Consider the following 14,724-nt stretch of genomic DNA (forward strand, 5'->3'; position numbering starts at 1 on the left):
CGTGGTCCTGCGCGCCTCGGGGCTGCGCCTTCCCCGGTTTTCTTCCGCGCTTTCGCGCTTCAGCGCTTCAACTGGCCATGGGGCCCGGCAGCTGCACCATGCCGTGCTGCGCCGACCGCGTGCCGGGCAGCGGCCGATTGCTCAGGCCGAGATAGGCGAAGGCAACCGACAGCTTGACCGCGTCGGACAGGTTCTGCCCCGCGCTATGGAACAGCCGGCTGTCGAAGAACAGCACGTCGCCGCGCTGCAATGACAGCGGCGTCGCCCCCGCCAGCAGCGAGGCGCTGGCCGGATGGCTGTCGACCAGAAACTCCGCGGCATCGAGCTGACCCGGTTCCAGCGCGACGCGATGGGAGCCGGGTATCACGCGCAGCGCGCCGTTGCGCTCGTCCTCGTTGCCCAATGCCAGCCACACCGTCACCAGTTCCGGACTGGCGAACGACCAGTAGCGCGTGTCGCGATGCCAGCCGGTCTGGCTGCCATAGGTCGGATGCTTGGTCATCACGCAGTTGTGGTGGGCCAGCGTCAGCTGCGCCGGCTCGCCGAGCAGCGCGGTGACCAGCATGGCCACGCGCGGATCGGTCGCCCATTGCTGGAACACCGGATCGCGGTCGTAGGCCTGGCGCAGGCGCCGCACGGTGGCCCCGCCTGCCGCGTCGCGGCTGCGGGGTGCCCCGGGATAGCCCAGTTCGGCCTCGTATTCGACGGGCTCCACTGCCGCCGCCAGCTGGGCGCGCGCCACGCGCTCCATCGCATCGCACAAGGCGGGCTCCGCCAGGCCGCGCAACACCACGAAGCCGTCGCGGTGAAACGCCGCGGCGAGCGCCTCGAGTTCTTGTGCGTCGAAGGAGGACGTGGCGGGCGGTGCGGCGGCGTCGCCGGTGGCTTCGGGATCTTGGGGAGCGGCAGGGGTCGTCATGGCGACAGCGGGACGGGCAAGGCGGCGAGGCGATTAGCGTTGCCGCGGGTTCAGCAAGGCGCGAAGGGGGACGGTTCGCGCGCCAATAACCGGATGATGCCAGAAGCGGGCGCGGCGTGTGCGGGCGGCCTGCGGACGCGGCAGGTCTCGCCTCGCATGCCGCGCCGGAGCGGGGGACCGGGGCTGGAACCGGGGCAGGGATCGGGGCTGGGATCGGGGTCGTCAGGGCGAGGATTGATATCATTCGATATAATTGCGTTTGTAACCATATCCGGGGATCGCACCATGTCCTTCGAAGACCGCATCGACCGCTTCTGCGCTGCCCATCCCGAGGCGCCGCGCGACCTGATCATGGCCTCGCGGCTGCTGATGCGCACGGCACGGCTGCTGCGCGCGCATATCGACCAGGCCCTCGCTCCCTTCGATCTCGACATGTCGCAGTACCTGTGCCTGAGCATGCTGGCCGCCGACGAAGGCCAGCCGAGCATGCCGTCGGAGCTGAGTACCACGCTGGATGCGACCCGTACGCAGATGACGCGGCTGCTCGACGGACTCGAAGCGCGCGGCTTGCTGCGCCGGCGCGCGTCGACGCAGGACCGGCGCAGCCTGGAACTGCGGCTGACCGCGGCCGGGCGCGGCCTGGTCGAGCGCGCCGCGCCGGTCGTGCACGCGGCGTACGGGGAAGCGTGGGGCCCCCTTGGGCGAGACGGGACTGGCCGGGGCGACGCGCGCGCTCGCCAAGCTGCACCAGCATCTGGACACGCTGGAATCATGAGCGCGCAGGCCCTGCCGCGCGGGTCCACGCGGCTGCGTCGCGGACGGATGTGGTGGCGGCTGGGGCTCCGGCTGCGATTACGGGTACTACTACGGCTGCGGCTGCCGCAGCGATTGGGGCTGGGGCTCGGGCTGCAACCGCAACTGCTCGGCCACCGCCAACGCCAGACGCTGCTGATGCTGCTGCTGGCATTGGCCACCGCGGTCGAATTCCTCGAGAACATCATGTTCGTCTTCGCCGCCAGCCATATCGTCGGCGGCATCGACGGCGATCCCCCGCAGCTTCGCGCTGGTGCAGGCCGCCTTCGCGGTCGGCAGCATGCTGACGATCCTGAAGCAGCCTTGGCTGGCGCAGCGCTTCGGCTATCGCCGTTATCTGACCGGCGCGCTGCTGCTGTTCATTGCCGGCGCGCTGGCCGCCGCGGCCAGCCATTCGGTGGCGCAGCTCGGCGCGGCGCGCCTGCTGCAAGGCCTCGGCGGCGGTGCGCTGTTTTACCAGCTGCCGCATCCTCGTCAATCTGATGTTTTCCGCCGCCGACCGGCCGCGCGCCTTGCGCATCTTCATGCTGGGCATCTTCGGCGCCTCGGCGCTGGCCCCGGCCTTCGCCGCCGCGCTGATCGAGCATGGCGTCTGGCAGGACGTGTTCTACGGCGTGCTGCCCTTTGCCGCGCTGGCCGCCGTCGCGGCATGGTGCTTGTTGCCGGATGCCGAGCCCTCCGCCGCTGCCGCGGAAGCGCCCGCGATCGGCCCGCTGCTGCTGTTCGGCGTCGCCATCGTCGCGCTGCAGGCCGCGTTGAGCGAGGCGCGCTTCGATGTGCTGTCGCACCCGTTGCGGCTCGCCGCGCTCGCCGCCGGCGGCGCCGCGCTGCTGGCGCTGTTCCTTTGGCACCAGTGGCATCACGGCAAGCCGCTGCTGGCGCTGCGCAATCTGCGCCATCCGGTTTATCTGACCGGCCTGGCGATGTATTTCGTCTACTACCTGATCAACAACCTGAGCGGCTACCTGTTTCCGATCTATGCCGAACAGGGGCTCGGACTGCCGCTGCAGACGACCGGCTGGCTCAACACGTTCTCTGCGGCGGTCAGTCTCGTGGGTATTGCCATCTATCTGAAGAGCGCTTCGCGCCTGCCGCGCAAGAAGCCGCTGATGACCGCGGGTCTGCTGGTGATGGCCGGCGCCGCGTGGTGGTTCTCGCGCTTGCCGCCCGATGCCGATGTCGGCGCGCTCGCGTGGGGTCTGGTCGGCAAGGGCCTGTTCGGCGTGATGGTGATCATCCCGATCGCGGGTCTGACGTTTCGCCCGCTATCGGCCGAGGATTTTGCGCACGGCTATCGCAGCAAGAACCTGATGCGGCAGATCGCCAGCTCGTTCGCCTCCGCGCTCGGCGCGATCCTGCTGCAGAACCGGCAGTTCGCGGTCCACCAGGGCATTGTCGATGCGCTCGGCAATCGGCCGGAGCAGACCGAGCAATGGATGCGCGCGATGGAAGGCACGTTGGCCGCGCGCGGGCTCGACGCCGCGCACGCGCATCGGTTCACGCTGGCATGGCTGGCGCGGCTGGTCGATCAACAGGCCAGGCTGATGGCTTGCGAGGATCTGTATCGCTGGATCGCGCTGCTGGCGCTGTGCGCGGCGGCGGCGATGCTGTGGCAGCGGCGGCTCGATTGAGCGCGCCGCGTGGGACCGCAGCAGAGGCTGCGGTCGAGATGAAGGTCTTGCCCGGCGGCGTTGCCGTCGTCAGAACAGCGGCAGCTGCCGCATGCCGAAGCCCACGGTCTCTTCGACGCGCATGCGCGCGTGCGCCAGCGAACCTTCGGCACCCGAATAGTTGCCGGCCGCCCAGCGATAGACCACGGGGACTTCGCCGCGCTCGGACAGATGTACTTCGCCCAGCTTGTCGCCGCGCTCGTTGCGGTAGTAGTGGGAACGATAGCCGCGCTCCCAGTAGGTGACCTCTACCTTCTTGCGACGACGGGGCGACGGCGTCGCGCGCGGCATGCGCCGCGCCCGGTCGTTCGCCGTCACCGTAGATGCACGCGTGAGATCCAACTGCATAGACTTCCTTTTCGATCGAGTCCACAAGACGATGGCACCGATGCCTCGTCATGCATCGCAGTCGTGATGATACGCCGTGATTGCGTTCCTGTGTGGCTATGCAGCCCGGAAAACCGCTCTGGGCAACGATTTCCGGGTGGGTACGGTACCGTATACCTGCCGTATACGTGGGCGCGTGCCCACGGCAGGTATACGGGGTCGTATACGTGGGCGTATACCTGCCCGTATACCGACGGGTCTCCCTCGCCGTGCACATCGAAAGGTCACAGCGCGCCGACAAAAAAGGCGTCGCGCCCGGGCTTGTCGATGCCCGTTCGCGACGCCTTTGCACGCCTCGATCAGCGCAATTTGGTCAGTTCATTTTGGTCAGCGCAATTTGCTCGACTCGATCAGCCCAATTCGATCGGCACGAAGAGCTGCGTGTCGTCACGCTGCACCAGCAATGCGACCTCCTTGCCGGCCTTCGACACCATCGTGCGCAATTGCTCGACGGACTTGATCGGCGTACCGTTGAAGGCAAGGATCACGTCGCCGGCCTGAATGCCCACGCGTGCCGCAGGGCCCGACGCGCCTTCCACCACCAGGCCCCCGGCGATGCCGCTCTCGCGCTGCTCGGCGGGCGACAGCGGGCGCACCGCAAGCCCGAGCTTGCCGCCGGACTCGGCGCCATCGCTCTTCTGCGCGACGGTCTGCTCGTTGGCCGCGCCGACCTTGACGGTCAGCGTGACGGGCTTGCCCTCGCGCACGACCTTCAGCTTCGTTTCGGTACCCGGCTTCAGGTCGGCCACGTGCTCCGGCAGGTCGGTGGAGCGATCCACCGTGTCGTCGCCGATCTGCACGATCACGTCGCCAGGCTTCAGTCCGGCCTTTGCGGCGGGGCCGTCGGGCTCGACCGTGTTGACCAGCGCGCCCGCCGGCTTGGGCAAACCGAACGACTGCGCCAGGGCTTGGTTAACCTCCTGCACGCCGATGCCCAGGCGTCCGCGCGTCACCTTGCCGTGCGCGACCAGCTGCTGCTGAACCTTGGTGGCCACGTCGATCGGGATCGCGAACGACAGGCCCTGATAGCCGCCGGTCCGGCTGTAGATCTGCGAATTGATGCCGATCACTTCGCCGCGTTGGTTGAACAGCGGACCGCCCGAGTTGCCGGGGTTGACCGCGACGTCGGTCTGGATGAACGGGACATAGGTATCGTCCGGCAGCGCACGCGACTTCGCGCTGACGATGCCGGCGGTCACGGTGTTCTCGAAACCGTACGGCGAACCGATCGCCACCACCGGCTCGCCGACGCGCACCTGCGAGGGATCGCCCAGCTGCACGGTCGGCAGATCCTTGGCGTCGATCTTGATCACCGCGATGTCGGTCTGCTTGTCGACGCCAAGCACCTTGGCCTTGAACTCGCGGCGGTCGGTCAGCTTGACGACGACCTCCTGCGCGCCGTCGACGACGTGCGCGTTGGTCAGGATCATGCCGTCCTGGCTGACGATAAAGCCCGAGCCCAGGCCACGCGCCAGCTGCGGCTGGTCCGGCTGCGGTCCGTACGGGAACGGGATGCCGAAGCGCTTGAAGAACTGGAACATTGGATCGTCGGGATCCATGCCCGGCGGCATCTGCGCCGCAGTGCGCTGGGCGCGTGCGGTCACGCTGATATTGACGACGGCGGGACCGTAGCGGTCGACGATGCCGGAGAAGTCGGTCGGTGTTGCCATCGCGCGTGCGGGAGCGGCGCCGACCTGCGCGGTCACCGGGGTCGGCGCGGCATAGCTCGATGACACCGCTTCCTTCTGGAGATAGTTGTAGCCGCCTGCCAACACGCCCAGGGCAGCAATGGCGACGGCCGTACGAGCAACGGTTCGGCGAATCATCTAGTTCTCCTCGTTGGTTCGGCGCCCAAGGTGGGCGCGACGAGGACATGCTAGGGGGCGAGACTTAAACTAGCCTTAAGGGAAGGAAAGCGATAGCCGGAAAGCGATGGCCGGGTCGGCGGGATCGGTGGCCGGTTTGTCACCACCGGGACCGTTGACTGCGCCACGCCGCTTCGATTGAGGATTGATTCAGGACTTCGAGGGCAACGCCGCGGCGTCGGATCGGCGACCGCCCTCGCGTAGCCACGCCAGCAAGGCCGGCATCTCGGCTTGGGCCAGCATCTCGCATAGCTCCCGTTTGCGGGCGGCATGCAGGCGCTTGACCAGCGCTTCCAGCCGGGATGCTTCCGCCCGGTCGGCACAGCGCAACTGGGCGGCGATCGCAATGGGTTTACGCGAGCGCGTGTAGCGGGCGCCAGTGCCGGCCTGATGCTGGGCGAAGCGGCGGGCGACATCGGTGGTGATGCCGGTATAGAGGCTGCCATCGGCGCATTCGAGCAGGTACAAGTACCAGGAATGGTCGGATGGGGTGGTCACTTTGGAATCAGAGAGGGAGGGCGCGGCCGCGAAGCCGGCATTGTGCGGCACTTGCGGTAATGAGGAAAGCGCTCTGAACTGCTGTGCTGCGGTACTGCTGTACTGCTGTACTGTGTACTGCTGGCCGTGCTGCCGTGCTGCCGTGCTGCCGTGCTGCCGTGCTGCCGTGCTGCCGTGCTGCCGTGCTGCCGTGCTGCCGTGCTGCCGTGCTGCCGGCATTGTGACCATTCCCGCCGCCACAAAGCAAAACACCCCAGACCTTGGGAGATCTGGGGTGTCTTGGGGATGGAGAGCCTGGCGATGACCTACTTTCACACGGGTAGTCCGCACTATCATCGGCGCGAAGTCGTTTCACGGTCCTGTTCGGGATGGGAAGGGGTGGTTCCGACTTGCTATGGTCACCAGGCATAAAGGGTTGCCGGACTGGCTGGGCCAATCTGGCGTATTGGGATGTAGCGTCGGGTTGTGCTGTATGGCACGTGTGCGGCAACACCAGCGGATTTAAACGCACTGGTTATAGGATCAAGCCTTACGGGCAATTAGTACTGGTTAGCTTAACGCATTACTGCGCTTCCACACCCAGCCTATCAACGTCCTGGTCTTGAACGACCCTTCAAGGAGCTCGAGGCTCCAGGGAATCCTCATCTTCAGGCGAGTTTCCCGCTTAGATGCTTTCAGCGGTTATCTCTTCCGTACATAGCTACCCTGCGATGCCTCTGGCGAGACAACAGGTACACCAGCGGTACGTCCACTCCGGTCCTCTCGTACTAGGAGCAGCCCCCGTCAAGATTCCAACGCCCACGGCAGATAGGGACCAAACTGTCTCACGACGTTTTAAACCCAGCTCACGTACCTCTTTAAATGGCGAACAGCCATACCCTTGGGACCGGCTACAGCCCCAGGATGAGATGAGCCGACATCGAGGTGCCAAACACCGCCGTCGATATGAACTCTTGGGCGGTATCAGCCTGTTATCCCCAGAGTACCTTTTATCCGTTGAGCGATGGCCCTTCCATTCAGAACCACCGGATCACTATGTCCTGCTTTCGCACCTGCTCGACTTGTCGGTCTCGCAGTTAAGCACGCTTTTGCCATTGCACTTTAGGTACGATGTCCGACCGTACCAAGCGTACCTTCGAACTCCTCCGTTACACTTTGGGAGGAGACCGCCCCAGTCAAACTGCCTACCATGCACTGTCCCCGACCCGGATTCACGGGCCTAGGTTAGAACCTCAAACAAACCAGGGTGGTATTTCAAGGACGGCTCCACGAGAACTGGCGTCCTCGCTTCAAAGCCTCCCACCTATCCTACACAGATCGGTTCAAAGTCCAATGCAAAGCTGCAGTAAAGGTTCATGGGGTCTTTCCGTCTAGCCGCGGGGAGATTGCATCATCACAAACACTTCAACTTCGCTGAGTCTCGGGAGGAGACAGTGTGGCCATCGTTACGCCATTCGTGCAGGTCGGAACTTACCCGACAAGGAATTTCGCTACCTTAGGACCGTTATAGTTACGGCCGCCGTTTACCGGGACTTCAATCAAGAGCTTGCACCCCATCATTTAATCTTCCGGCACCGGGCAGGCGTCACACCCTATACGTCCACTTTCGTGTTTGCAGAGTGCTGTGTTTTTATTAAACAGTCGCAGCCACCATTTTATTGCAACCCCGTCACCCTTCTGGCGCAGGCCAGTCAAGCTACCAGGGCGTACCTTATCCCGAAGTTACGGTACCAATTTGCCGAGTTCCTTCTCCCGAGTTCTCTCAAGCGCCTTAGAATACTCATCTCGCCCACCTGTGTCGGTTTGCGGTACGGTCTCGTATGACTGAAGCTTAGAGGCTTTTCTTGGGACCCCTTCCGATTGCTTCGCAGCACTAGGCCGCTCGCCCCACATCCTTGAATTCCGCGCCCGGATTTGCCAAAGCGCCTTCTCCAATGCAGGGACCGGGACTTCCAACACCCGGACAACCTTCCGCGATCCGTCCCCCCCATCGCATCATACGACGGTGCAGGAATATTAACCTGCTTCCCATCAGCTACGCATCTCTGCCTCGCCTTAGGGGCCGACTCACCCTACGCCGATGAACGTTGCGTAGGAAACCTTGGGCTTACGGCGAGGGGGGCCTTTCACCCCCTTTATCGCTACTCATGTCAGCATTCGCACTTCCGATACCTCCAGCATCCTTTACAAGACACCTTCACAGGCTTACGGAACGCTCTCCTACCACGCGTGCGCTCCTTTAAATCCACTAGCATTCACACCACAACGATCATTGTTGGGTGCTTTGTCGATGCTACGCATCGACAAGCTTGGTGCACTTAAAGGAGCGCACGCGTCCGCAGCTTCGGTGACTGGCTTAGCCCCGTTACATCTTCCGCGCAGGACGACTCGATCAGTGAGCTATTACGCTTTCTTTAAAGGGTGGCTGCTTCTAAGCCAACCTCCTGACTGTTTTAGCCTTCCCACTTCGTTTCCCACTTAGCCAATCTTGGGGACCTTAGCTGGCGGTCTGGGTTGTTTCCCTCTTGACACCGGACGTTAGCACCCGATGTCTGTCTCCCGTGATTGCACTCTTCGGTATTCGGAGTTTGCTATGGCGGGGTAATCAGCAATAGACCCCCCAACCATGACAGTGCTCTACCCCCGAAGGTGAGACACGAGGCACTACCTAAATAGTTTTCGGAGAGAACCAGCTATTTCCAGACTTGTTTAGCCTTTCACCCCTATCCACAGCTCATCCCCCTAACTTTTCAACGTTAGTGGGTTCGGTCCTCCAGTACGTGTTACCGCACCTTCAACCTGGCCATGGATAGATCGTCTGGTTTCGGGTCTACACCCAGCGACTCAATCGCCCTATTCGGACTCGCTTTCGCTACGCCTTCCCTAACCGGTTAAGCTTGCCACTGAATGTAAGTCGCTGACCCATTATACAAAAGGTACGCCGTCACCCGTTTCCAGGCTCCGACTGTTTGTATGCATGCGGTTTCAGGATCTATTTCACTCCCCCTCCCGGGGTTCTTTTCGCCTTTCCCTCACGGTACTGGTTCACTATCGGTCGATCACGAGTATTTAGCCTTGGAGGATGGTCCCCCCATCTTCAGACAGGATTTCACGTGTCCCGCCCTACTTGTCGTACCCCTAGTTCCACAACGCGGTTTTCGCATACAGGGCTATCACCTGCTATGGCCGGGCTTTCCATCCCGTTTTGCTAACCACACTGCTAAAAAGTACAAGGCTCATCCCATTTCGTTCGCCACTACTTTGGGAATCTCGGTTGATTTCTGTTCCTGCAGCTACTTAGATGTTTCAGTTCGCCGCGTTCGCTTCCCACACCTATGGATTCAGTGTGGGATGACCCATACGGGCCGGGTTTCCCCCATTCGGACATCTCCGGATCAAAGCTCGTTTGCCAGCTCCCCGAAGCTTTTCGCAGGCTACCGCGTCCTTCATCGCCTGTGATCGCCAAGGCATCCACCACATGCACTTGTTCGCTTGACCCTATAACGAGTGCGTCTACGACGCGCCCCGCTACAGGTTGAGTTCTCGCATTTGTGCCGTATTCCAAGTCATCTTTCGATCACTTAAATACTTTGGTTGATACAATCACAACCCGGTATCGCGCGATCAGTCTCGATCGTCCACGCGCCTCATCAACGCGTCGCGACACCTTTACTACATCCCATTTTGTTAAAGAACAGCCAACGTGCATGCGCACATCGTCTTGGCCAATGCCAAAGGCAAACGCTCATGCGAAGCGCTTGCCTTTGACAACTGCCCGGTCTTGCTCGCACCGACAGCAATGCTTGCTGTCAGGCGGGTGGTGGAGGATGACGGGATCGAACCGACGACCCCCTGCTTGCAAAGCAGGTGCTCTCCCAGCTGAGCTAATCCCCCCCTCATCTAAGACTGGTGGGTCTGGTAGGACTTGAACCTACGACCCCCGCCTTATCAAGACGGTGCTCTAACCACCTGAGCTACAGACCCTTGGCTGTAACACTCGAACCAACCGATAAGTGTGAACGCTCGACTTGAGCAAGTCGTGCTCGGAAAGGAGGTGATCCAGCCGCACCTTCCGATACGGCTACCTTGTTACGACTTCACCCCAGTCATGAACCCTGCCGTGGTAATCGCCCTCCTTGCGGTTAGGCTAACTACTTCTGGCAAAACCCACTCCCATGGTGTGACGGGCGGTGTGTACAAGACCCGGGAACGTATTCACCGCGGCATGCTGATCCGCGATTACTAGCGATTCCAGCTTCACGTAGTCGAGTTGCAGACTACGATCCGGACTACGATGCGTTTTCTGGGATTAGCTCCCCCCTCGCGGGTTGGCAACCCTCTGTACGCACCATTGTATGACGTGTGAAGCCCTACCCATAAGGGCCATGAGGACTTGACGTCATCCCCACCTTCCTCCGGTTTGTCACCGGCAGTCTCTCTAGAGTGCCCTTGCGTAGCAACTAGAGACAAGGGTTGCGCTCGTTGCGGGACTTAACCCAACATCTCACGACACGAGCTGACGACAGCCATGCAGCACCTGTGTCCACTTTCCCTTTCGGGCACCTAATGCATCTCTGCTTCGTTAGTGGCATGTCAAGGGTAGGTAAGGTTTTTCGCGTTGCATCGAATTAATCCACATCATCCACCGCTTGTGCGGGTCCCCGTCAATTCCTTTGAGTTTTAATCTTGCGACCGTACTCCCCCAGGCGGTCAACTTCACGCGTTAGCTACGTTACTGAGGAAATGAATCCCCAACAACTAGTTGACATCGTTTAGGGCGTGGACTACCAGGGTATCTAATCCTGTTTGCTCCCCACGCTTTCGTGCATGAGCGTCAGTCTCGTCCCAGGGGGCTGCCTTCGCCATCGGTATTCCTCCACATCTCTACGCATTTCACTGCTACACGTGGAATTCTACCCCCCCTCTGACGCACTCTAGCCTTGCAGTCACAAGCGCCATTCCCAGGTTGAGCCCGGGGATTTCACGCCTGTCTTACAAAACCGCCTGCGCACGCTTTACGCCCAGTAATTCCGATTAACGCTCGCACCCTACGTATTACCGCGGCTGCTGGCACGTAGTTAGCCGGTGCTTATTCTTCCGGTACCGTCATCCACGCCAGGTATTAGCCAGCGCGATTTCTTTCCGGACAAAAGTGCTTTACAACCCGAAGGCCTTCTTCACACACGCGGCATTGCTGGATCAGGGTTGCCCCCATTGTCCAAAATTCCCCACTGCTGCCTCCCGTAGGAGTCTGGGCCGTGTCTCAGTCCCAGTGTGGCTGATCGTCCTCTCAGACCAGCTACTGATCGTCGCCTTGGTAGGCCTTTACCCCACCAACTAGCTAATCAGACATCGGCCGCTCCTATTGCGCGAGGCCTTACGGTCCCCCGCTTTCACCCTCAGGTCGTATGCGGTATTAGCTAATCTTTCGACTAGTTATCCCCCACAACAGGGCACGTTCCGATGTATTACTCACCCGTTCGCCACTCGCCGCCAGGCCGAAGCCCGCGCTGCCGTTCGACTTGCATGTGTAAGGCATGCCGCCAGCGTTCAATCTGAGCCAGGATCAAACTCTTCAGTTCAAATCCTTGTGATCCCGAAGGATCTCGCTCTTTCGAGCGGTCGCTCACTCTCAGAAAACTGACTGACTCCATCGTCTTGACGCCGATGAAGCCACGTTTTGCTGTGCGAGCACTTGATAACTTTTGAGCTGTCGCCGACCCCAAAGAATCGGCTGTGACTGCCGCTATCGAGCGCCCACACTTATCGGTTGTTCGTTTGTTAAAGAACTGCGCGGCCGGCTTTGCCGTTCGCGTCGCTGCGTTGTCAGCAGCAGAGAAACGAGATTATGCAGAACATTTCGCTTCTCGTCAACAGGTTGTCAGCACTTTTTTGCTGCGGCTCCAGCACCGCAGCGCCTTCGCCTTCCCTGCCAACCCCGCCGCCGTTCGGCTGCGAGGGGGGCGAATATTAAGGGAGCGTGACAGCCATGGCAAGCGCTTTTTCCAGACCCCGCGATCCCGCTTCACAAGCCGCATCAATCACTCCTCGAATCGATGGGGTGCCAGGGATGGGATCAATCAAGCGCCAGCAATGGAATCAATCAGGCGCCACCGATCGATCAATCCGATCCCAACGCCATCGCGGCGCTTAGAATCGCTGGATGCCGAACCCGCCCAGCCACCACGACCAGCCTACTTATCTAGCGGAGCGCCTGCCCGCGGACGCGCCGCGCCAGCTCGACGCCGTCACCCTGGCGGCCGCCCTGGCCCGGCCCATCGTCTTCGTCGATCTGGAAACGACCGGCACGGACGCGCAGCGCGACCGCATTACCGAGATCGGCGTGGTCGAGGTCGGCCCGGACGGCGTGACCGAATGGGACACGCTGCTGGACCCCGGCTGCGCGATCCCGCCCTTCATCCAGCGCATGACCGGCATCACCGAGGAGATGGTGCGGGGGGCAGCCGACCTTCGAGTCATTGGCCGAGAGCCTGGCGGAGCGGCTGCAGGGCAAGCTGTTCGTCGCCCACAATGCCCGCTTCGACTACGGCTTCCTGAAGCAATCGTTCACCCGCGCCGGCATTACCTTCCGCGCGGACGTGCTCTGTACCGTCCGCCTGTCGCGCGCGCTGTTCCCCTCGGTGGAGCGCCACGGGCTCGACGCGCTGATCGCACGCTTCGGCCTGCAGCCGAAAGGCCGGCACCGCGCCCTCGCCGACGCCGAGCTGTTGTGGCAGTTCTGGCAACAGGTGCACGGACTCTATTCAGTCGAGCTGGTCGAATCGGCGATCGCCTCGCTGGTCAAGCGCGCGAGCCTGCCGGCGGGCCTGGAAGAGACCGCGCTCGACGACGTCCCCCCAGGCGCCCGGCGTCTATCTGTTCCACGGCGACAACGACGCGCCGCTCTACGTCGGCAAGAGCGTCAACCTGCGCCAGCGGATCGGCGCGCATTTCTCTGGCGACTATCGCTACGGCAAGGACCTGCGGCTGTCGCGCGCGGTGCGGCGCGTCGAATGGCGCGAGACCGGCGGGGGAGATCGGCGCGCTGCTGCAGGAGGCGCTGCTGGTCAAGCAACTGGAGCCCGTGCACAACACGCTGTTGCGGCGCAAGGGGCCGCTGTTCGCGTGGGAACTGCCCGACGGCCTGATGGTGCCGCGCCTGCGTTCGGACCGCGATACCGACTTCAGCCGGCATCGCGGCCTGTTTGCCGTCAGCGCCAGCCGCGCGGGCGCGTACGCCCGCCTGCGCGAACTCGCCGAACAGCACGGCCTCTGCCAGGCCACGCTGACGCTGGAGCAGCGGGCTCGGATCGGGACCCCGTGTTTCGCGCGCCAGCTCCATCGATGCGCCGGCGCCTGCGTCGGCGCGGAGCCGCTGCGCGCCCATCGGGAGCGCCTGGCCGACGCGCTTCGTCCGCTGGCGATCGCGCCGTGGCCGTTCGCCGGCCCGATCGCCTGGCGCGAGCAGGACCACGCGCGCGCCCAATGGCACGTCATCGAGAACTGGTGCTATCTCGGTTCGGTGGCTTCGCTGGACGATGCGCAGACGCTGCTGGGCGAGCCGGCCCGCTTCGACCTGGACAGCTATCAGATCCTGGCGCCGCACCGCGAGCGGCTGCTTGCGGAGGCCACCGTGCTGCCACGTCCGTTCACCTTCGAACTGCGCCCGTGCGAGCCGATCGTCGCCGCGCGACGAGACAGCGCCGCCGGACCGGCACGGCCCAGGCGCATACCCGCCGCGCAGACGCCGCTGCCGCTATTCGAGTTCTGAGCAACCACCAGCCATCCACGCGCACCGACCGAGATAGTCAAGGAGTCGATCGTCTGTACGCCGCCGCACACTGCCGCCTTGGCAATGCGCGCCAGGTCGCATAGCCTGCCTCGTAACGGAACAGCCGCAGCGGAGCCGCCATGCCTTCGATTCGCGCTTCATCCCGGGCCCACACACCGGCCTCGCGCTGGCCCGAGCGCCTTGCGAAAGCGAAAGGGAGAGCGAAAGCGACAGCCCCAGCCGCGGCCACGGCCCTTGCCGCCGCGTCGCTGTTCGGCTGCGCCAGCCCGCAGACCGGCGCGATGCAGTCGATCGTCGACTCGTGGCGCGGGACCCCGATCGATCAGGCCAGGACCCAATGGGGCCCGCCGGCCTCCGTGCAGCCTCTGGCCAATGGCAACGCCTACGTCTGGGTCGACGAATTCCCGCGCGCGCAGGCGCCCGGCAGCGGACCCCGCGAAGCGCGCGCGCCGACCGACCCGGCGCCCGCCACGATCGGCCGCTGCCAGCGCCGGCTGATTGCCGGCGCCGATGGCATCGTCCGCGGCGGCGACTGGAGCGGCGACACCTGCTGCCTGACCACCGCCTTCGGCCGCTGCGCCGCGCTGCTCAATCGCAAGTCCAAAGCTTGAGCCGCACCGGATCGCATCACGCTGCACCAAAGCCGCGATGCGATTCCAGCCCTGGCGCTCTCAATTGGCGCATCGAGCCCCGCCCATGCCCCCCGCGGGTGCCGATCGCGCGTGGCATGCCTCTTGCGATATTCCCGTTCGAGTAGAAGCGGTTAGCGCCGACGCATCG

4 protein-coding genes, 2 tRNA genes, 3 rRNA genes and 4 pseudogenes are annotated in these 14,724 nt (G+C 63.1%); 4 read left to right on the forward strand and 9 right to left on the reverse strand.

The window, feature by feature from the left end; translation table 11 throughout:
* Positions 1-67 precede the first annotated feature (67 nt).
* Entirely contained in the window at positions 68-919 is an 852-nt protein-coding gene (locus OJJOAM_RS17685) for a phytanoyl-CoA dioxygenase family protein (RefSeq protein WP_422650577.1), read from the reverse strand.
* Positions 920-1,204: 285 nt separating this feature from the next.
* On the opposite strand from OJJOAM_RS17685, the pseudogene OJJOAM_RS17690 reads away from it, so the two are divergent.
* Both OJJOAM_RS17690 and OJJOAM_RS17695 read left to right on the forward strand, forming a co-directional pair.
* A pseudogene (locus OJJOAM_RS17690) lies at positions 1,205-1,694 on the forward strand (MarR family winged helix-turn-helix transcriptional regulator).
* Positions 1,695-1,870: 176 nt separating this feature from the next.
* A pseudogene (locus OJJOAM_RS17695) lies at positions 1,871-3,363 on the forward strand (MFS transporter).
* A gap of 69 nt (positions 3,364-3,432) precedes the next feature.
* Here OJJOAM_RS17695 and OJJOAM_RS17700 read toward each other — a convergent pair.
* The 8 genes and pseudogenes from OJJOAM_RS17700 to OJJOAM_RS17735 form a co-directional block, all read right to left on the reverse strand.
* Entirely contained in the window at positions 3,433-3,750 is a 318-nt protein-coding gene (locus OJJOAM_RS17700; RefSeq protein ID WP_149320172.1) for a hypothetical protein, read from the reverse strand.
* 389 nt (positions 3,751-4,139) lie between these two features.
* Positions 4,140-5,615 (reverse strand): DegQ family serine endoprotease, encoded by a 1,476-nt coding sequence (locus OJJOAM_RS17705; protein WP_422650578.1) that lies wholly within the window; start codon positions 5,613-5,615, stop codon positions 4,140-4,142.
* 207 nt (positions 5,616-5,822) lie between these two features.
* A pseudogene (locus OJJOAM_RS17710) lies at positions 5,823-6,152 on the reverse strand (GIY-YIG nuclease family protein); the annotation flags it as partial.
* Positions 6,153-6,444: 292 nt separating this feature from the next.
* Positions 6,445-6,558, reverse strand: a 5S ribosomal RNA gene (rrf, locus tag OJJOAM_RS17715).
* A 112-nt stretch (positions 6,559-6,670) separates the two neighbouring features.
* Positions 6,671-9,650, reverse strand: a 23S ribosomal RNA gene (locus OJJOAM_RS17720).
* Positions 9,651-9,970: 320 nt separating this feature from the next.
* Positions 9,971-10,046, reverse strand: a tRNA-Ala gene (locus OJJOAM_RS17725).
* 13 nt (positions 10,047-10,059) lie between these two features.
* A tRNA-Ile gene (locus tag OJJOAM_RS17730) sits at positions 10,060-10,136 on the reverse strand.
* Between the two features lie 63 nt (positions 10,137-10,199).
* A 16S ribosomal RNA gene (locus OJJOAM_RS17735) occupies positions 10,200-11,734 on the reverse strand.
* Together the 16S, 23S and 5S rRNA genes with 2 tRNA genes alongside form the textbook arrangement of a ribosomal RNA operon.
* Positions 11,735-12,315: 581 nt before the next feature.
* Between OJJOAM_RS17735 and OJJOAM_RS17740 the strand changes: the two are divergent.
* A pseudogene (locus OJJOAM_RS17740) lies at positions 12,316-13,923 on the forward strand (exonuclease domain-containing protein).
* A gap of 302 nt (positions 13,924-14,225) precedes the next feature.
* A complete protein-coding gene (locus OJJOAM_RS17745) occupies positions 14,226-14,555 on the forward strand; it encodes a hypothetical protein (protein WP_422650579.1) in 330 nt (109 codons plus the stop codon).
* Positions 14,556-14,724 lie beyond the last annotated feature (169 nt).

The organism is Cupriavidus sp. H18C1 (assembly GCF_049311595.1).
In the GTDB taxonomy this organism is placed as follows: domain Bacteria; phylum Pseudomonadota; class Gammaproteobacteria; order Burkholderiales; family Burkholderiaceae; genus Cupriavidus; species Cupriavidus cauae.

Coding starts and splice junctions, on each gene's coding strand:
- OJJOAM_RS17685 (WP_422650577.1), bottom strand. CDS start 919: ATGACGACCCCTGCCGCTCCCCAAGATCCCGAAGCCACCGGCGACGCC.
- OJJOAM_RS17700 (WP_149320172.1), bottom strand. CDS start 3,750: ATGCAGTTGGATCTCACGCGTGCATCTACGGTGACGGCGAACGACCGG.
- OJJOAM_RS17745 (WP_422650579.1), top strand. CDS start 14,226: ATGCAGTCGATCGTCGACTCGTGGCGCGGGACCCCGATCGATCAGGCC.
- OJJOAM_RS17705 (WP_422650578.1), bottom strand. CDS start 5,615: ATGATTCGCCGAACCGTTGCTCGTACGGCCGTCGCCATTGCTGCCCTG.